General features: G+C 61.1%; 18 protein-coding genes. 8 read left to right on the plus strand and 10 right to left on the minus strand.

Features of this window, described 5'->3' with window-relative positions; genetic code table 11:
- The first annotated feature begins 137 nt into the window (after window positions 1–137).
- Genes OP496_RS07190 through glrR form a run of 3 tightly spaced genes read left to right on the plus strand, consistent with a single transcriptional unit; the run spans window position 138 to window position 3,650 of the window.
- A complete protein-coding gene (locus OP496_RS07190) occupies window positions 138–1,694 on the plus strand; it encodes an ATP-binding protein (RefSeq protein WP_280562833.1) in 1,557 nt (518 codons plus the stop codon).
- The gene (locus OP496_RS07195; RefSeq protein ID WP_280562834.1) at window positions 1,691–2,221 is read left to right on the plus strand and encodes a hypothetical protein; all 531 of its coding nucleotides are present in this window, start codon (window positions 1,691–1,693) and stop codon (window positions 2,219–2,221) included. The genes OP496_RS07190 and OP496_RS07195 overlap by 4 nt, the downstream gene beginning before the upstream one ends.
- Before the next feature lie 28 nt (window positions 2,222–2,249).
- A complete protein-coding gene (glrR, locus tag OP496_RS07200; protein ID WP_280562835.1) occupies window positions 2,250–3,650 on the plus strand; it encodes a two-component system response regulator GlrR in 1,401 nt (466 codons plus the stop codon).
- 9 nt (window positions 3,651–3,659) lie between these two features.
- Here glrR and xseA read toward each other — a convergent pair whose 3' ends face one another.
- The 5 genes from xseA to OP496_RS07225 all read right to left on the minus strand — a co-directional run bounded on the left by xseA (window position 3,660) and on the right by OP496_RS07225 (window position 8,666).
- Complete coding sequence (gene xseA, locus OP496_RS07205) at window positions 3,660–5,006, minus strand: exodeoxyribonuclease VII large subunit (protein ID WP_280562836.1); 1,347 nt, start codon at window positions 5,004–5,006, stop codon at window positions 3,660–3,662.
- 142 nt (window positions 5,007–5,148) lie between these two features.
- The gene (locus OP496_RS07210) at window positions 5,149–6,408 is read right to left on the minus strand and encodes a TRAP transporter large permease (protein ID WP_280562837.1); all 1,260 of its coding nucleotides are present in this window, start codon (window positions 6,406–6,408) and stop codon (window positions 5,149–5,151) included.
- Window positions 6,408–6,863: a TRAP transporter small permease gene (locus tag OP496_RS07215; protein WP_280562838.1), complete on the minus strand. Its 456-nt coding sequence runs from the start codon at window positions 6,861–6,863 to the stop codon at window positions 6,408–6,410. The genes OP496_RS07210 and OP496_RS07215 overlap by 1 nt, the downstream gene beginning before the upstream one ends.
- A 17-nt stretch (window positions 6,864–6,880) precedes the next feature.
- Complete coding sequence (locus OP496_RS07220) at window positions 6,881–7,867, minus strand: TRAP transporter substrate-binding protein (protein ID WP_280562839.1); 987 nt, start codon at window positions 7,865–7,867, stop codon at window positions 6,881–6,883.
- Between the two features lie 61 nt (window positions 7,868–7,928).
- A complete protein-coding gene (locus OP496_RS07225) occupies window positions 7,929–8,666 on the minus strand; it encodes a GntR family transcriptional regulator (protein WP_280562840.1) in 738 nt (245 codons plus the stop codon).
- Window positions 8,667–8,754: 88 nt separating this feature from the next.
- On the opposite strand from OP496_RS07225, the gene OP496_RS07230 reads away from it, so the two are divergent.
- Window positions 8,755–9,558: an amidohydrolase family protein gene (locus OP496_RS07230; protein WP_280562842.1), complete on the plus strand. Its 804-nt coding sequence runs from the start codon at window positions 8,755–8,757 to the stop codon at window positions 9,556–9,558.
- A gap of 287 nt (window positions 9,559–9,845) precedes the next feature.
- Here OP496_RS07230 and OP496_RS07235 read toward each other — a convergent pair whose 3' ends face one another.
- From OP496_RS07235 to OP496_RS07255, 5 genes are all read right to left on the minus strand, one after another.
- The gene (locus OP496_RS07235) at window positions 9,846–10,775 is read right to left on the minus strand and encodes a nucleotidyl transferase AbiEii/AbiGii toxin family protein (protein WP_280562844.1); all 930 of its coding nucleotides are present in this window, start codon (window positions 10,773–10,775) and stop codon (window positions 9,846–9,848) included.
- On the minus strand, window positions 10,765–11,304 hold the full coding sequence (locus OP496_RS07240; RefSeq protein WP_280562846.1) for a hypothetical protein: 540 nt from the start codon (window positions 11,302–11,304) through the stop codon (window positions 10,765–10,767). Before OP496_RS07240 ends, OP496_RS07235 begins: the two co-directional genes overlap by 11 nt.
- Before the next feature lie 153 nt (window positions 11,305–11,457).
- On the minus strand, window positions 11,458–12,960 hold the full coding sequence (locus OP496_RS07245; RefSeq protein WP_280562847.1) for a tripartite tricarboxylate transporter permease: 1,503 nt from the start codon (window positions 12,958–12,960) through the stop codon (window positions 11,458–11,460).
- Window positions 12,961–12,972: 12 nt separating this feature from the next.
- Window positions 12,973–13,422 (minus strand): tripartite tricarboxylate transporter TctB family protein, encoded by a 450-nt coding sequence (locus tag OP496_RS07250; protein WP_280562849.1) that lies wholly within the window; start codon window positions 13,420–13,422, stop codon window positions 12,973–12,975.
- Window positions 13,419–14,408: a tripartite tricarboxylate transporter substrate binding protein gene (locus OP496_RS07255; RefSeq protein WP_280562850.1), complete on the minus strand. Its 990-nt coding sequence runs from the start codon at window positions 14,406–14,408 to the stop codon at window positions 13,419–13,421. Before OP496_RS07255 ends, OP496_RS07250 begins: the two co-directional genes overlap by 4 nt.
- A gap of 149 nt (window positions 14,409–14,557) precedes the next feature.
- Between OP496_RS07255 and OP496_RS07260 the strand changes: the two genes are divergently transcribed.
- From OP496_RS07260 to guaB, 4 genes are all read left to right on the plus strand, one after another.
- Window positions 14,558–15,226, plus strand: a complete 669-nt coding sequence (locus OP496_RS07260) for a response regulator (RefSeq protein WP_280562851.1) — start codon at window positions 14,558–14,560, stop codon at window positions 15,224–15,226.
- Entirely contained in the window at window positions 15,223–16,629 is a 1,407-nt protein-coding gene (locus tag OP496_RS07265; RefSeq protein ID WP_280562852.1) for a sensor histidine kinase, read from the plus strand. The genes OP496_RS07260 and OP496_RS07265 overlap by 4 nt, the downstream gene beginning before the upstream one ends.
- Entirely contained in the window at window positions 16,629–17,720 is a 1,092-nt protein-coding gene (locus OP496_RS07270; protein ID WP_280562853.1) for an ABC transporter substrate-binding protein, read from the plus strand. Before OP496_RS07265 ends, OP496_RS07270 begins: the two co-directional genes overlap by 1 nt.
- A gap of 73 nt (window positions 17,721–17,793) precedes the next feature.
- A complete protein-coding gene (gene guaB, locus OP496_RS07275) occupies window positions 17,794–19,263 on the plus strand; it encodes an IMP dehydrogenase (protein WP_280562855.1) in 1,470 nt (489 codons plus the stop codon).
- Window positions 19,264–19,289 lie beyond the last annotated feature (26 nt).

The following is a 19,289-nucleotide window of genomic DNA, read 5'->3' on the forward strand; positions in this document are numbered from 1 at the left end:
TGGGCCGCCGTGGTGTGTCTAGCGGATGCGTCGGGTGCTCATTGCTGGATGGGACGTCCTACTCGCTTTCGATCGGTGCGGCGATGCGAAAACCGGCATACGTACGTAACTCTGTTATCCTATGCGGATAAGCTGACATGGCATCCACTCTCTTTCTGCACAGAATCGCGCTCATGACCACTCAGGTCTCCCGCCGCTGGCGTCCTCGTTCGTTACTGCAGTTGGTAATGCTCGCCTTTGTGATGGTGATGCTGCCAATCGCTGTGCTCATGTTTCAGGCCGGCCAAGCACTCTCCGAGCTCTCGTCGCTGGCCGATGTCAGCGCGCGCCAAGCGGTGGAGCAAACCCGCCGTGCCCGTACGTTGAGCAATCTAGCATTGGAAATGGAGCGCAGCGCGCGTCAGTACGCAGTGCTCGAGCAGGAAGGATTGCTCAGCATCTATACCGAGAAGGCCCAACGCTACGCGGAACTGCTCGACGAGCACGCCCCCTTGCTGCCCGACGATCCCGATATCCCGCGTCTGCGTGAGCAAGTGAGCGAGCTCAAGGCGTTGCCGGACCAGCCAATCGACGAGTTTCGCGAGCAGCTGGCGGCGTTCGACGACTTTTCCCAGCGGACCGATAATGTGCGCCAGGCCACCAATCAGGTGATCGATGAGCGTATCGAGAACATTCGTGAGCGTGCCAGCACCGTACGTGGTCAGCTGTGGATGCAGACGGCGGCGCTGGTCTCGGTCAGTCTGGGGCTGATGCTGGTCTTCACCTGGCTGATCACCCGTCCCATACGTCAGCTCGAGAGGCGAATCTTCAGTCTGGGCGGCGGTATGGAACCGGCCTCGCCGCAGCATATCCAGGGGCCGGCGGAACTGGTCAGGCTCGGCGAGCGGCTGACTTGGCTATCCGGACGCCTCACCGAACTCGAGGCGCAGAAGCAGCAGTTTCTGCGCCATATGTCCCACGAACTGAAGACCCCGCTGGCCAGTGTGCGCGAGGGTACGGCGCTACTTTCCGACGGCGTGGTCGGCGAACTCAGCGAGCGTCAGCGGGAAATCGTGGGCTTGATCGATGTCAGCGGTCAGGAACTCCAAACCCTGATCGAGCAGTTGCTCGACTATAATCTGTTGCAGCACAGCCGGGGACTCAAGGTGGTGCGTTTCGACTTGGTCACGGTGATCCAGGAGGTGCTCGCCAAGCATCGTTTGGCGCTTGACAAGAAGGGCATGCATGTCGATTGGCCTCGGCACACGCCCTTGCCCTGGCAAGCCGATCGCGAGCGTACCGCCAGCGTTCTCGACAATCTGATATCCAATGCTATCGCCTACGGTGAGGATGGTGGCCAGCTGGCACTACGTGCCTGGCAACATGCGTCATGGCTGGTGGTCGAAGTCGCCAACACCGGCGAGCCTATCGACGACAGCGACTGTGCGCATCTTTTCGAAGCGTTTTATCAGGGCCGCATGCGCCGCCAGGGTACCCTCAAGGGGTCGGGTATCGGCTTGTCGGTGGCCGCCGATTGCGCCAAGGTTCAAGATGGACGCTTGGAGTTGGTCGAGGATGACACCTTCCCGGTTTGCTTCCGACTGACATTGCCCGAGGTGACGTCGCCGGAAGAAGGAGCCGATGGCGACGACGCTTCCATAACGACGCCGGCCACGACGACGCCGGCGCTAAACGCAAGGAACTCGAACGCATGAACATCCGGATGCTGCTAGCGGCGTTATGCGCTGGCTCGCTGCTGACCGGGTGCCAGTGGATGACGCAAGAGACGTCCGCTCCGGCAGCCCCGGTCACTTCCTGCAATGACGACATCCCCAAGCTGGCCGATAATGTCTGCCTGGTGGATGACTGGATCGACTTCGGCCTCGCCTCACAACGCGGTGACAGCGAGTGGCGCGGCACCATGTTGTCGCGTCTCCAGGGTGATATGCCGCACCTCAAGCTGGCCCGCGCCGTGGTACTGGCATGGGGGGAACGCGACGGCTGGGAACAGGCATCCGAGCTTTACAAGGCCGATATCTCGGCGGCGCCGAGCCGCTTGCAGCCCCTGCTGCGGCAATGGCTCAACGAGCTCGAGACACGCCGAGACTTGGCCAGCGATCTCGCCAAGAGCGAATCGCGCCGCCAGGCGCTGGGACGCGAGCGCGATGAGCTCGCCGAGAAACTCGACGCCCTGACGGCCATCGAACAGAGCATCAACTCGCGCCATGAACAATCGCCATGATGTCGCGACGGTTACCAAGGAGAGATTCGTGAAGCACGCCGCCGCCCATATTCTGCTGGTCGATGATGACCCCAGCCTCCTCAAGCTTTTGGGCATGCGCCTGGAAAGCCGAGGTTACCGTGTGACCACTGCCGAAAGTGGGCGGCAGGCGTTGGAGAGTCTGGCCGAAGACCGCCCCGACCTGGTACTTTCCGACTTGCGCATGGATGAAATGGACGGCATGGCGCTGTTTCGTGAATTGCAGCGCCGTGCGCCGGGCATGCCGGTGATCATTCTTACCGCGCATGGCTCGATTCCCGATGCCGTGAGTGCTACGCGCCAGGGCGTGTTCAGTTTTCTCACCAAGCCGGTGGACCGCGATGAACTATTCGCCGCCATCGATGAAGCCCTGTCGCAGACGCCGGGTACGCCTGGCGTCGGCGACGATGCCTGGCGCGCCGAGATCATTACCCGCAGCCCCCAGATGGAGCGTATTCTCGAGCAGGCGCGTATGGTGGCGGCGTCCGATGTCAGCGTGCTGATTACCGGGGCTTCCGGCTCGGGCAAGGAACTGCTCGCCAGCGCCATCCACCGGGCCAGTGGTCGCGCCGACAAGCCGTTCGTTGCGATCAACTGCGGCGCACTGCCCGAGCAATTGCTGGAAAGCGAGCTGTTCGGCCATGCCAAGGGCGCCTTTACCGGCGCGGTCAGCCAGCACGACGGGCTGTTTCTTGCCGCCGATGGGGGCAGCTTGTTCCTCGACGAAATCGGCGACATGCCGCTGACCTTGCAGGTCAAGTTGCTGCGTGCGCTGCAGGAACGTCAGATTCGTCCGCTGGGCTCGACTACCTCTGTGCCCATCGACGTGCGTATCATTTCCGCCACGCACCGCGATCTCGACCGCGCGATGCATGAGGGCGACTTCCGCGAGGATCTCTACTACCGCCTCAACGTCGTCAACCTCAAGTTGCCGGCGCTCAAGGAACGTGCCGAGGACGTGCCGTTGCTGGCCAAGTATCTGGTGGGGCAAGCCGCCGAGCGCCACAAGCCCTTCGTCAAGGGATTCTCGTCGGAAGCGCTCAACCTGCTGGCCTCCAGCGCCTGGCCGGGTAACGTGCGTCAACTGGTCAACGTCGTCGAGCAGTGCGTGGCGCTGACCAGCTCGCCGATCATTCCCGAGGCGTTGGTGGCGCAGGCGCTGGCGGCCGAGGAAAACGCCTTGCCGTCGTTCAACGAGGCGCGCGCGGGCTTCGAGCGCAGCTATCTCGTCAAGGTGCTCAAGATCACCGAAGGCAACGTCACCCAGGCCGCGCGCATCGCCGGGCGCAACCGTACCGACTTCTACAAGCTGCTGGCACGCCACGAACTGGAACCCAGCAGCTTCAAGCCCAGCACCCAACCGCAATCGGCGCAGAACGACGACGCCCAGTCGCGCCGCGCCCAGCGTTGAGGCGTGTCCTCAACGCTTGAAACGTCGCTTTACCTCGAGCTTCAACCGTCCCTCGCCGAGCCGTGCGGTGAGGGCCTGGCCGGGTTGGGTGTCGTGGGCATTGCGCACGATATGGCGCTCGTCGTCCTCGAGAATCGCATAACCGCGCCCCAATACCGCCAGCGGGCTGACCGCATTGAGCTCACGCGTCAGCGCTTCGAGCCGCTCCCGGGATTGATCGAGGCGGCGAGGCAGGGCGGCATGTAGTTGACGTTCCAGGGTCGTCAGGCGTTGCTGTAGCGAAGCGATGGCAAGGCGTGGGTCCTGGCGTTCCACGCGGCGTGTCAGCGTCTCGTGGTGTTGATGCTCGCGGTCGAGCCGCCGCCGCATGGCCAGGCGTAGGCGCGTTTCCCAGCTCTCCAGGCGCCGACGTTGCTCGGTCAGGCGCTCACCGGGATGACGCAGCCGCGCTCGAGCATGATCGAGACGTTGGCCGTCGCGTTCCAGCCGCGCCTTTATGGCGCGTGTCAGGCCGCGTTCGGCGGCTTGCAACTGGGCCTGGCGCTCGCGCCAGTCGGGCGCCAGGCGTTCGGCGGCGGCGGAGGGCGTGGGGGCGCGCTCGTCGGCGGCGAAATCCGCCAGCGTGACATCGACCTCATGCCCCACCGCCGACATCACCGGCAGCCGGGAATGATGTATCGCCCGCGCCAGGTGCTCGTCATTGAACGCCCACAGATCCTCCAGACTGCCACCGCCGCGCGTGATGAGCAGGGCATCGACGGTGTCTTGCGGCGTCTGGGCGCGCTGATTGGCCTGGGCGATGGCGCGAATGATCGCCGGTGACGCCTCGCGGCCTTGGACCGGCACCGGCAAGATCGTCACCTCCAACGCCGGCCAACGGCGGCGTAACACCGCCAGGACGTCACGAATCGCTGCCCCGGTGGGCGAGGTGATGATGGCCAGATGGCGCGGCGGACTCGGCAGCGGCCGCGCGTTGGTGAAGACCCCCTCGGCGGAGAGCTTCGCCTTGAGCCGCTCGAACGCCGCCAGCAGCTCGCCTTCCCCCGATGCCTGCACCGCCTCGACGATCAGTTGATAATCGCCACGCGGCTCGAACACCGACACGCGCCCGCGCACCCGCAGCCGGTCGCCATCCTTGAGCGTCGCACTCATCAAGCGCGCCCGGTTGCGGAAGAACGCGCAGCGCAACTGCGCGCGGTCATCCTTGAGCGTGAAGTAGATATGCCCCGACGCCGGCCGCGCCACGCCCGAAATCTCCCCCTCCACCCAACACTCGCCGAAGCCGCGCTCCAGCATCAAACGGGCCTGGCGGTTGAGTTCACTGACGCTGAGGGCAGTGGGGGCTGGGGCGGACATGGCGACGGCATCCTTGATTGGAACGCCGCTTAGACTAACACGCTTGTCGCTTGTACCCCGATGTCGACTATCTAGGGTTCGTTGATTGGCAGGCAAGGCGCCCGCCTGGAAGGCGGGCGAAAAGAAGGCATGGTGGAGAAGATCAACGGAACCATAGCGCCGTCATAGGCGTAAATGTCACGAACAGCAAAACCGAAAACATGGCCAGTAAGAACCATTTGCAGTAGCCCATGACCTGCTCGATCTTCATGCCGGTGGTCGAGCACACGGTTAGTAGCACGCTCGCCACGGGCGGCGTCTGCTGTCCGATGCCTAAATTGAGGCAGACGATGACGCCAAAATGCACTGGATCAATACCCAAGTCGGTCGCCATGGGAAGCAGCAGTGGCACGACGACGATGATCGCCGCGCTGGCATGCAGGAACATGCCCAGCAGCAATACGAAGACATTGATGATCAGCAGGTTGAGGATGTAACTGTCGGTGATGCCGCCGAGGGCGCTGGCGATCTGCTGGGGGAGCTGCTCGTTGGCGAGGTACTGCCCCAGAATGGCTGAACCGGCGACAATCATCATGACCACAGCCGTCTGGCGTGCCGTCGTCACCATCAGTTGCCAGATGATCCGGTAGTCGAGGTCGCGTGTCACGAGTAGGCCGAATAGCAAGGCGATCATCACTCCAATGCCCGCCGCCTCGGTCGGCGTATAGATGCCGGCGATCAGACCGCCGACGACGATTACCGGGATCGCCAGCGGAATCAATGCCCCCTTGAAGGCGGTGCCGAGCGCCTTGAGCTCAAAATTTCCTTCGCGGGGATGGTGCTCACGACGGGCGAACAGCCAGGAGGTCACCATGAAGGTCGTTGCCAACAGCAAGCCCGGCACTATGCCGGCGATGAACAGGTCGCGAATCGAGGTGTTTGTGGTCACGCCGTAAAGCACCATGGGAATCGACGGCGGGATGATGATGCCCAGCGTTGCCGAGACGGCCGTAATGGAGGCGGCGAACCCTTTTGGATAACCGCGCTTTTCCATCTGCGGTACGAAGATCTTGGACATCACGGCCGCGTCGGCCACCGCCGAACCACTCATCTCCGCCATGAACATCGAGGTAACGACGTTAATATGGCTCAGACCACCACGCATCCATCCCACCAAGGATGCCGCAAAATCGATCAGGCGCTGGGCGATGCTGGTCGCGCTCATTAGCTCGCCCATGAGGATGAATAGTGGGATTGCTAGTAGTACCAGCGAGTTGGTACCCGAAAAGGTCTGCACGGGAATCATCAGCAAGTTGATGTCCGCGATCCACATCGAGATCGTCGCGGTGATCATCAAGGCAAATCCTACCGGCACACCCAATAGAATGATGCCGAACAGCATTGCGACTACGCCCCAAGCCATCAGTAATTCCTCCAACGTTGGAAAAGGCGAACGCTCAATGCGATCACCATCAGGGTGCTGGCGATGGGGAGTACACTCATGAATACACCCTGCGCGATGGGTAGGGTCTCAATGGACCGCCCTCCAACGCGGTCGATCATCTGCCATGATTTGATGCCGAGCAGCACGAAAAACCCGATGACCGCCGTTTCCCCGACGACTTGTACGATGCGTTTAAGCAGAGGAGGGAAAGCCTCAATCAGCATGTCAAAGGCGATATGCCCTTGATCTCTTGCCGCGATATAAGCCCCCAGGAAGGCGATCCATACCAGCAGGAACCCCGGCACTTCATCGGCCCACACCAGCCCGGAGCCAAGCACGTAGCGGAAAAAGACGTTCAAGCACACGGCGATCGTGGTGAAGGCCACCAGCGCCCCCACGACGGTTTCGACCAAACGATCCAAATATTTCAGCATCGTTTTGACTCCAGCGATTATGACGATTCAGCGGTCTGGCGCACGATCTGGAGCCAGTCATCGCCATACTCGTTCACGTAGTTCTCGTAGACGGATTCGACCTTGTCGCGGAACGGCGCCAAGTCGACATCATTGACTTCCAGGGAATCGCGCATGGCATCGAGATTCGTTTGCTCGAGCTCGGCGGCTTGCGCATAGGCGTCGTCGCGCATGTCGTCGGCGACCTCGGCGAAGACTGCCTGCTGCTCTTCAGTCAGCGAGTCCCAGAACCCAGGAGAGGCCAGGAGAAACGACGGTGTGTAAACGTGGCGGGTCAATGATAGATAATCCTGCACCTCGTACATTTTCTGTCCATAGAAGCCGTAGGTCGCGGCTTCGGCGCCGTCGACCACGCTGGTTTGCATGGCGGTAAAGGTCTCACCCCAGGCGACCTTGGCTGGTACGGCCCCCAACGAGGCGAAGATCTGCTGGCGGAAGTCGCCACCGGAGATGCGTATCTTCATGCCATCCAGGTCGGCGGGTGTCTCGATAGGGTGGCGAGAGTTGATGATGTGGCGGAAGCCGTTTTCATAAACGCCTACCACCTTGGCGCTCATGTTGTCCTCTACGGTGTCGGACAGTTCTTGTTCCAGCCCAGCTGCCATGGCGCGCTGAACGTTCTCGCGATCCTGAAACAACCATGGAAGATCGAAGAAGCCCAGCTTGTCGTCCACCTTCAAGACACCGGAGGCAACATTGACCATTTCGATGGTACCGAGTTGTAAATTATCGATAAGCGCCGATTCCTTACCGAGCTGGCCATTCGGATAGAGCTCGAAGTCGAACTCTCCGGGGAGTTTTTCCTCGATGCGTTCCGCGAACATTTCCATCTGCTTGGCCAGTGGCGACTCTGCTGACACATGCGTTGCGATGCGGACTTCTTGAGCAGCGTGAGCATTCAGGCTCATGGCGAGCAGCCCCATGCCGGCGAAACTGGTCAGTGTTACTGTCTTGTTGTTGATCATGGCGTAGCTCCTTGAGGGAGTCAGTTTGGTGTTTCAGGAGAAGAGAGGTGGCCCTCACCTCCTATCGGATATCGAAGCTGTAATGGAATAGATCGAGTCGACCTCGGCTTAGTCGCCACTCCAGCGGTCGTTCGTCATAGCCCCTGGCCAGACGCGTGATTTCTATTACCTGCGATCCTGGCGCCTGTTCCAGATAATGTGCCGGGCCCTCTGGTGCCGGGCCTGCGGAAAGAGTGTCGGTAGCGCGAAAGACCACCTCGCCACAGAGTTCTTCATACAGGGGGTAGAGCAAATCGCCCCACTCCTCGGTGGGTAGGCTGAGCAAGGGGGCGAAGCGTTTGCTCGGCAAGTAGATCACCTCGTGCAAAAGCGGCGCAGAATCGACGCGGCGAATCCTCTCGATTTCGATCAGCTCGCTTTTGTTGGGAATCTCGAGCTGGCGGCAAATGCCGGCCGGCCCCTCGCATGTACGAATGCCGAGGAGTTCGCTTTTCGGGTGCAGTGGCACGCCTTCGTGGTCCGTCAGGCGAAAGAAGCGAGCCAGTGAGTGGCTGAAGTCAGCACGGCGCACGAAGGTGCCTTTGCCATGCTGGCGCTCCACCCAGCCGCGATCGACCAGCATGTCGATTGCCTTGCGGGCGGTGCCTGGCGCCACGCCATGCGATTTTGCAATGCTCATTTCCGATGGCAGTACATCGCCTGGCTTGAGGGCGCCATGCTTGATCTCGTTCAGCAGCGCCTCGTAGATGCGGTAGTAGCGCGGGCTGCGAGTTTCGTCTTGCTGGGCGTTGGCTTGCATTGATATATACTCTAGTGTACTTATGGTCTTATATAAGTGTAGATATCTATGACACGCTAAGCCTATGAGCACAACCCGGATTCGACCAATGTCTAGAATCATTGATACCCATGCCCACGTCTTCACCCACCATTGCCAGGCCGCTAGAAATCCCCGGCATCGGCCTCACTACGAGGCTCCGTTGGAGACGTATCTCGATTTGCTGGACCGCTTCGGGATCGCGAAGGGCGTGCTGGTTCAGCCAAGCTTTCTTGGCACCCACAACGACTACCTCATGGACTGCCTGCGACGGTATCCGGATCGGCTCAAGGGGGTGGCGGTGGTGGACCCGCAGGTTGCGGATGCCACTCTCGACGAGATGACGACGCTTGGTATTCGGGGCACACGCCTCAACTGGATCGGGCGGAACGTCGATGAGCTCAAGGCAAAGGAATGGCATCAGCTTTTCTCGCGGCTTGAGTTGCGCGGCTGGCACGTGGAGGTCCAGGCGGAGGGCGGCACCCTGATGGCGATTCTCGATGTGCTGCAGAATTGGGATCTGGACCTGGTGATCGACCACTTTGGTCGTCCCCAGGCCAACGCCTGGCGGGATCCCGTTATCGACCAACTCTGTGCGGGAACCGGCGATCAGCGTTACTGGGTCAAGTGTTCAGCGCCCTATCGCGGCCGTAGCGACGACCTTGTCGATGTGAGCAAGCGATTGCTGGAAGAACTGGGGCCGCACCGGCTGATGTGGGGCAGCGACTGGCCCTGGACGGAGCATGAACATCTCTACAGCTTCGAGAAGGCCCTGCACGATGCCGAGCGCTGGATCCCCGACGCTGACCTGACCACGGTCATGGGCGAGACGCCGCGAAGGTTCTACGGCTTCGATGGCGAGTTACGGCTTTAGAGCACGCTCTGAGCCTTTTGAGGACCAGCAACGCTCCGCTTGGAATCACTGCGCCATCTGGGGGCAAGGGAGCGCTACCTTTTGGTCATAGGCCAGCAGATTGGCCCGAATGTTGTGGGAGAGAACTTGTTCGCGATGAATGTGCCCGGGAGCCGCCTTGCCGCCGCCATCGGGAATACCTTGTATCTTGGTACGCCTCCCACAAGGGCAAGCTACAGAGCGGAACCGTGGAAGCCGCGCTTAGGCATCTCTGCCAATTGATAGACGGCTTCTGCGAGCAATGTTTCCTAGAGGGTGAATTCCGGGCTGGGCGATCCTGGCGCCGGGCCCTCGAGTGCAAGGATTGCTTGATCCAGCATCGCTGTGATCTCGCGAGCTAGAAAGTCAGCAAAGTGGGGATTTCTTATCGTGCGCTCGATGGTCTCGGTGGGCAGGAAGCGGGTCATCTCACCCTGAAACGCCGTACCCGACACAATGCCGGCCAGATGTGCTTGCATGTCCCTGGCTCGGTCAGGGTAATGCTCAACGGTGTAGTCTTGAATCTTGCGCTTGACGAGCTCGACGTTGGGAGATGCCCCTTGCTGCTTGAGCCATGCCAGGTCCCAGATGTCACGGTGCCGCACATATTTTGTCGTGTTGACCAGTGAAATCAGCTTATCCGCCATGACTTCCTCTAGGTTTTTCGTCACGACCAGCAAGTCATCGTAGCCATCGGGTAAAAAAGGGTAGTGGACCTGGAGCGAATGCGCTTCCCGTGTATACGCCGGGAGGCTGGCCACTTCCAGTTTGATACGCTGCTTGGGAACATCCTTTCGAGCTGGCGCCGTCAAGACGGAAACCTGCCATTTGTCGATGCGAATGTCCCGGTAGCCAGGCTCTTCGCGCAGCTCCTTCGGTTCCTTGACGCTAACCTCGAGCTGATAGCGATTGCTGACATAATCCTCGATGCACTCGCGGATACGGGACAGATACTGGCTGCTGAAATCCCAACCGCCGGCAAAATCCAAGTCTTCGCTGAAGCGTGGCGAGCCCTGGCACAAGCGAAGCGACGTTCCTCCTTGAAAGGTAAGCCGATCCAGAAGCCGTTCTCGTTCGAGTGCGAACAGGATGTCGAGATGCAGTAGTTCTTTCTCGATGACTGGGCGCATAGCGGTTCGGCCGGGTTGCGCCATCGCGCGCGCGACCAGTTCATCGAAGTTGGCGCGTTCAGTGTGCATTCGGCAGGCTCGCTTCATCGACAAGGTGGGTATTGCGCCCGACACGCTTGAGGTCGGCCCAGGCGACTTGGGGCGTTGCTAGCCGCAAGGGGCGCCCGACGTCGCGCATCCGATCAAGTAATTGGGGTACGGATCGTTTGGTATGGGTGAACTCAATGGTGCCATAAGGGGTTCGATATTCTCCCTTGCGGCCTGTGGTCATGATCGTCAGCCGATCGACAGGGATTTGTGAGATCGCACCATATTCCGAGAGTGCGGACTCGAGGCTGACATAGCTGTACTCGCCACGGCGCATGGCCTTGGCGATTCGTTCGAGAAGATCGGGATCATAGTTGCGTGACAGCTTGTAGATATACACGCCGCGGCTGACTGCCTCGAGCATGCCATGTCGACGTAGTCGATTGACTCCCTCCTGAAGCGTCTTAGGACTGTCTTCGGGAAAGATCTTGGCTAGGTCCGAGAGAGTAAATAAAGATCGGTGTTGGCGGTCCCAGTAGTCGAGACGCTCACGGGCGGTGATCTGATTCATCAAGTCTACACAAATGCTATTTATAGATAGTTTATGTGTAGACTTGAGGAGTGGCAAGTAGCGCCTGTTGTACAGAATATCGTTGCCCCGTGCGCCCGAGAGGGCGGCACGGGGCCAGTCGGTTCAGGTCTTGCCGTGTCAGACCCCGACGTTTCAGGCCTTGCGGGTCTTGGCTTGCAACAGCTTGGGTAGCAGCCAGGGCAGCACCAGCAAAGCAAATGCTGCGATCCAGAGGCCGAGCGAAATGCCGGATTGCCACAGGATGCCGAGGTCGCCGCCGCTGATGGAGAGCGCGCGCCGCAGGTTTTGCTCCATCAATCCCCCGAGGACATAGCCCAGGATGACGGGGGCCAGCGAGAAGCCCAGTTTGCGCAGCAAGTAGCCGAAGATGCCAATAATGAGCATCAGGTAAATGGCTGCGAGATTGGAATGAAGCTGGAAAACGCCGACGAAGGCCAGAATCGCGATGCCCGGAACCAGCACCCAGCGTGGAATCGTCAACACGCGGGCGAAGACGCCGGCCAGTGGCAGGTTGAGCGCCAGCAAGACGATATTGCCGATATACAGTGAGGCGATCAGTCCACCGGCGACCTCCGGACGTTCACTGAACATCATGGGCCCGGGGGTGATGTTGTAGAGCATCAACGCGCCGAGTAGCACCGCCGTCGTGCCGGAGCCGGGAATCCCCAGCGTCAGCATGGGAACGAACGAGCCCGCCGCTGAGGCGTTGTTGGCTGCCTCCGGCGCCGCCAGGCCGCGCATGTTACCCGTTCCGAATGAATTGTCCTTGTCGCTCAGGCGCTTCTCCGTGGTATAGGCGACCGCGCCGGCCACCGACGCACCGGTTCCTGGCAAGATGCCGATGATAAAACCGATCAAGCCCGAGCGGCCCATCGTCCACTTGCAGGCCACTACTTCCTTGAGGCTGACGAAGACGCGTCCCAGTGGCGGGAGACCGTCGTTGCCGTCCTTGCGGTTGGCGTGTTCCAGCATCAGGAGGATCTCGCTGATCGCGAACAGGCCGATGATCATGACCACGAAGTCGATGCCGTCGTACAACTCGGGCAGGTCGAAGGTATAGCGCAGCACGCCGGTGCTCGAATCGACGCCCACGGTGCCGATCAAGACCCCCAAGACGGCGCCGATGGCGGTCTTGATGGGATCCTTGCCCATCATCACGGACATGGAGGCGAAGGCGAACACCATCAGCGCGAAGAATTCGGCGGGCCCGAACATCACGGCGACTTCCGCCAGCAGCGGCGCGAATAGCGTCAGACCGATGATGGCGATGGTCGCGCCGACGAACGAGCTAATCGCAGACAATCCGAGCGCCGGCCCGGCCAGCCCCTTCTTGGCCAGCGGGTGGCCGTCGAGCGTGGTCATCACGGCCCCGGCATCGCCGGGCACGTTGAGCAGAATGCTCGACATGCGCCCGCCGTACTCGGCCCCCGTATAGATGGCGGCGAGCAGGATCAACGCCGACTCGGCGGGCAGGCCGAGCGTATAGGCCAGCGGCATCAGAATCGCGATCCCGTTGATCGGACCGATACCGGGTAGCGACCCGAAGAGCGTGCCGAGAAGCGCCCCGAGCACAGCCAAGCCGATGTTCAGCGGACTCAGAGCAACATCGAAGCCATGGATCAGGAAATCGAACATGAGGAGGCTCCGTTATAGCAAGGGCTCGACCCAGTAACCACTAGGCAGCGAGATCCCCAAGGCATGCGTAAAAAGGAAATAGCTGACGACGGCCATGAGCCCACCTGTCAGCAGTGCCTTACCCCATGACGCACCAAAGATGCGAGACAAGCTCGTGACGGCCAGCAGCGAGGTGATGATGAAACCGAGCTTGGTGAAGAGCAGGGCATAGACCAAGAGCGTGGCCAGCACCAGCAGTAACTTCATGCCGAGCTGGCGACCGGGCCACGTCTCGTTGCTTCCAGGCTTTACGATCAAAACGCAGGAAAGCACGGCTAGAATGATGGCAAGACCCAGCGGAAAGGCGCGGGGGCCTACGGGGTCGTAGCTGAAGGGCACTTCCAGTTGCATGGCCTGGACGGCGACGAACGCCGCCAGACCGATCAGGACAATGCCCAACAACCGGTCGGCGGCGAGTTTCATTGCTTCAGCCCTACTTCTTTAGCCAGGGATTCGAACTGGTCGACCTGCTCCAGCACGTAGTCATTGAACTCGTTTCCAAAGCGCGACATCGGGAAGAGACCACGATCTTCACGCAATTCAGCGAACTTTTGCGACTCGGAGAGCGCTTTCATACGCTTTACCCACTTCTGGTAGGCCTCGTCGCTGACGTTGGGCCCCATGTAATAGCCGCGCCAGATGGGCCACTGAACGTCATAGCCTTGTTCCTTGGCGGTGGGAATGTCGGCGTAAGGACCGCTCATGCGCTCTTCGGACAGCGAGGCGAGCACGCGGATCTTGCCGCTTTCCAGCTGTGACTGGAGTTCCGAGAGGTCGCCCGTGAAGACCTGGATGTGATTGCCCAGCAACGCCGCCAGGGCTTCGCCGCCGCCCTCGAAGGAGACGTACTTGAGCTTGCGCGGCGAGAGGTCGGCAGCCTTGGCGGTGAGCGCGGCCTTCATCCAGTCTTGACTGCCGACGGTGCCGCCCGCGCCGAAAGCGATATCGCCTGGGTTGTCCTTGAGGTCTTCCATCAGCTCGTCGAGCGACTGCCAAGGTGCGTCGGCGTTGACGACGATGGCGCCATAGTCGACGCCCAGGGCGCCCAGCCAGCGGACGTCATCGGCGTCGTATTCGCCGAACTTGCCCAGCGCCAAGTTAACGGCCGCGCCAGTGCTGGCGGCAACGATGAGATTGGGGTCGTCGTCGCGCACGCCGTTGACGTGGTTGTAGGCCACGGCCCCGATGCCGCCCGGCATGTAACTGACGGCCATGGGCTTGTCGATCGTGCCGGTCTTTTCCAGGCCGTTGGCGGCCAGGCGGCAGGTGAGGTCATAGCCGCCACCCGGCTTGGCAGGCGCGATGCACTCGGTCGCGTCGGATTGCGCTTGCACGCCACTAGCGGCCAAGATACCGCCCGCCAGCATCAGCATGCTGGCATACGTGGAAAGCCCCTTGTTGATCTTCATGGCGAACTCCTGTTCTCTTGTTTTGCGCTGCATTAGGAATGACGAGAATGGTGCCGATGTCATCGCCACGGATGACGAATGCCGATGCTAGAGAGTCAACCTTTCATCAACCTGTCACCTGACGTTCATCTACATGAGACATTGGTCGTATGCGCCTGCTGGTTATCGAAGATGACCCCTTGATTGCGCGCTCGCTGGAGCAAGCACTCACCCCGCTGGGCAACACCGTCGACGTGTTCACGCACCATGCGCAGGCACGCGAAGCCTTGCAGGGCGGACATTTCGACTTGGTCTTGCTGGATTTGGGATTGCCCGACGGCAACGGCCTGACGTTGCTGGCCGAGCTGCGCCAGCGTGGTGATACCACGCCTGTATTGATCCTGACGGCCCGTGACGGCATCGATGATCGCGTGGAAGGGTTGGATCTCGGCGCCGACGATTATCTCGCCAAGCCCTTCTCGCTCGCCGAGTTGGAAGCCCGGGTACGCGCTTTGCTGCGCCGAAGCCAACAACGCGCCGACAATCGCCTGATGTTCGGGCCGCTGGCCTTCGATGCCGCCTCGGGCGTCGCTACGCTTGATGAACGGGTTCTAGACTTGCCGCGTCGCGAACTGCTGTTGTTGGAAGGATTGCTGCTGCATGCCGGTAGCATCACGCCCCGTGAGGCGCTGGAAAATCGCCTGTTCGGTTATGGGGATGTGGGCCCCAATGCGTTGGAAGTCTATATCAGCCGGCTGCGCAAAAGGCTTAAAGACAGCGGATTGCGCATTCGTACGTTTCGCGGCCTGGGATATCGGCTCGAGGAAGAAACATCGTGATCGAGGTGGATGGCACGCTGAAATCCCGGTTGGCCTTCTGGTTGTTGGCGACCGTCAGTGCGCTTGGCGTATTGCTGCTGGTCGAAGCCTATTTCAGCTCACAGCGCGCGGCTGAACGTGCCTATGACAGCCAGCTCGAAGCCGCTGCCTTGACGATTGCCGAGGCCATACGGTGGGAAGGTGGCCAGCCAGTGGTGGAAGTCCCCTCGGCGGCGTTGCAGATTCTGGCGACGCGCCACCAGGAGCGCGTGTTCTACGCCGTTCTGGATGCCGACGGCCATACGGTGTCGGGTAACCTGGATCTCAGTATTTCTCCCGATTGGCGCCGCCGAGTGTCCTCACAGCCGACATGGTTGAATGACGCGTACCATGGCACACAGTGGCGTCTTTATGGACGGGAGCTCGATTCCGCCGGCTGGGAAACCCAGGATCCGGTGCAGATCTGGGTCGGCCACACGATGTCGGGGCGTAAAGCGTTGACGGAGGTTCTCTTCGAGCATGCGGTCACGCGTTTCGTGATCATGGTGCTACTGGCAGGCATTCTGATGCTGCTGGCGATGCGTGTGGCCCTCTCGCCGATCCGACGACTACGCCACCAGTTGCGCCAGCGCGATGCCGACGACATGCGCCCATTGGATACGCGAGTACCCGAGGAAATGCGTGAAATGGCAGAAACGCTGGATTCGCTCTTCACGCGACAGCGCGAGGGCCGAGAAGCGCTGCTACGTTTCACCGCCGATGCCAGCCATCAACTCAAGACCCCACTCGCGGGATTACAGACCACGAGCGAGTTGGCCTTGCAAAGCGATAGCCCCGACGCCTGGCGGCAGGCGCTAGCCGAGGTGCATGGCAGTGCGGGACGTACCAGCCGTCTAGCCAGCCAGCTATTGAGTCTGGCGCGCCTGCGCCATGCCATGGAAGCAAGCGCCACAGCGCGTATCGATGCGCTGGCGCTACTGCATGAAACGGCTTTTGACTGGGCGCAACGTGATGTGTCGCAAGCCCATGACATTGGCTTGGCGTCTCTTCCAGCATCACCGCAATACATCCAGGGCGAGACATGGGCCTTGCGAGAATTGTTAGGCAATTTGATCGACAATGCGTTGCGTTATACGCCTCCCGGCAGCGTTATTACCCTGGGCGCGGTGTGTCATGCCCAGACGCTGGAGGTATATATCGAAGATGACGGGCCTGGTGTGTCATCCGAGACACTGGCGTACTTGCACCATCCCTTCGAACGCGGTGGTCGTCAGGACACCGAGGGCTCCGGCCTGGGATTGGCCATCGTGGACTCGATCGTGCGTCGTCACGAAGCGCGGATGCAGGTCGAGTCGCCGGACGAGAAGGGCGGGCTGATAGTGCGCCTGTTTTTTCCTTATTTCACCCAACACGAGGAGGGGTGATGCCGATTTGCCGTGTGGCGCTCGTTTGGCTTTTGGGGGCATTGGCACCGAGCCTCGCCTGGGCCGATAACCCGCTCGTCGTCGAGGCCGCGCTCGACAGAGAGGTCGCGGCGCCCCTGCTGGACGCCTTCGAGGCGGCCCATCCGAACATCCAGTTGACCTTCCGCGATCACTCGACGCTTGAAGTCGATGCCCGTGTCGCCGATGAGGACAACCCACCCGATGTCGTCATCAGCTCCGCCATGCCCTGGCAGATGTCACGGGTGAATGAAGGCTATGCCCAGCGTCTCGAGTCGCCGGAGGCACGCGCTTGGCCGGAGTGGGCCAAGTGGCGCGATGAAGTGTTCGGCTTCACTTTCGAGCCCATCGTCATGGCATACCGGCTGGACCTGGCGCGCCATATGTTGCCGCCCAAGACCCATGCCGACCTGCATACGCTACTCACGCAGCACCGCGAAACGCTGCGCGACAAGGTGACGAGCTATTCACCCGTGCGTAGCGGCGTTGGTTACTCGCTCTTTCAGCAGGATGCACGCTACACCACCCGGTTCTGGGACCTCGTGACCGCCATGGGCGCGACCGGTACGAATCTCGAGGCCAATACGCGGTCCATGCTCGAAGGGCTCAGCGAGGGGCGCTACTGGCTGGGCTACAACCTGCTGGGCTCGTACGCCATGGTGTGGGCGCAATCGCATCCCGAGGTCTTCGTGCAGGTGCCGCAGGACTATTCGCTGGTCATGATGCGCATGGCGTTCATTCATCGCGATGCTCCGCACCCCGCAGCGGCCCGTGCGTTTCTCGACTTTCTGCTGGGCCGCGAAGGGCAGCGTGTCATCGCCGGCGAGACGCCGCTATTCAGCGTGCGCTCGGATGTCGTGGGGCCCTACACAGCTCAGCGACTGCGCGATCAGGTCGGGGAGCGCCTGTACCCGATTCCGCTGAACGCGTCGTTACTTGCTTTCGTCGATCCCTCGCGGCGTGCGTCGTTCATGGAACGCTGGCAGCGGGAGTTCCACCGTTTGTCGCGACCCGAACCGTCCCAGGGCGAACAATCCGGCGAATCTCACATTGACAAATTTCCTCAACGTTGAGAGGAAGGGGATAGGGGTTTATAATGGCGGATTAATCTTTCCCCGCACCCGCTTTCCCCACAGGTGTCGCAACATGCTACGTATAGCGCAAGAAGCTCTTACGTTCGATGATGTCTTACTCGTCCCCGGCTACTCCGACGTCCTGCCCAAGGATGTCAGCCTCAGATCCCGCCTGACACGCGACCTTTACCTCAATATCCCGCTGCTTTCTTCCGCGATGGATACCGTGACCGAAGCCCGCCTGGCGATTGCCATGGCGCAGGAAGGTGGCATCGGGATCATTCACAAGAGCATGACCATCGCCGCGCAAGCGACGGAAGTGCGCAAGGTGAAAAAGCACGAGAGTGTGATCGTCAAGGACCCGGTGACCGTCAGCCCCAAGGCGAAGCTGGCTGATCTGCTCGAGATGGCCGATGAGTATGGCTATTCCGGGTTCCCGGTAGTCGAAGGCGACACCCTGATGGGCATCGTCACCGGGCGCGACATGCGTTTCCGCCCGGACAAGGGCGATAGCGTGGCGGAAATCATGACCCCGCGTGAAAAGCTGGTCACCGTGCCTGAAGGCACTTCGCTGGATGTCATCAAGTCCAAGCTGCAGGAAAGCCGCATCGAGAAGATCCTCGTGGTCGATGATAATTTCCGCCTGCGTGGCCTGGTCACCGTTCGCGACATCGAAAAGGCGCGCACCTATCCGCACGCCGCCAAGGACAGCGACGGCCGCTTGCTGGCCGGCGCCGCCGTGGGCACCGGGCCGGAAACGTCGGATCGTATCACTGCGATGGCTGAGGCGGGAGTGGATGTGGTCGTGGTCGACACCGCACACGGCCATTCTCAGGGCGTCATCGAGCGCGTGCGCTGGGTCAAGGAACATTATCCGCAGGTGCAGGTGATTGCCGGTAATATCGCCACTGCCGCCGCCGCCAAGGCACTCGCCGAAGCCGGCGTGGACGGCGTCAAGGTCGGCATCGGCCCCGGTTCCATCTGCACCACGCGCATCGTCGCCGGGGTCGGGGTGCCGCAAATCTCCGCTGTTTCTGATGTGGCCGACGCGCTCAAGCCATTCGACATCCCGCTGGTTGCCGATGGCGGCATTCGCTTCTCCGGCGACCTCTCCAAGGCCATTGCCGCCGGCGCCAGCACGGTGATGATCGGCGGGCTGCTGGCCGGCACCGAGGAAGCACCGGGCGAAATCGAGCTCTACCAGGGCCGGACCTACAAAGCCTATCGCGGCATGGGCTCCATGGGGGCCATGTCCCAGACCCAGGGCTCGTCCGACCGTTATTTCCAGGACAAGAACGCCGGCGTCGAGAAGCTGGTGCCGGAAGGCATCGAAGGCCGCGTGCCCTACAAGGGCGTGATGAGCGCCATCGTCCACCAGCTGATGGGCGGGCTGCGTGCCTCCATGGGCTACACCGGCTGCCACGATATCGACGAGATGCGCACCATGCCGGAGTTCGTGAAGATCACCGGCGCAGGCTTCGCCGAATCCCACGTGCATGATGTGCAGATTACGAAAGAGGCCCCCAACTACCGGGCGGGCTAACGCGCTCGCTCAAGGGGGAAGTAAAG

The organism is Chromohalobacter sp. 48-RD10, assembly GCF_029889785.1.
In the GTDB taxonomy this organism is placed as follows: Bacteria; Pseudomonadota; Gammaproteobacteria; order Pseudomonadales; family Halomonadaceae; genus Chromohalobacter.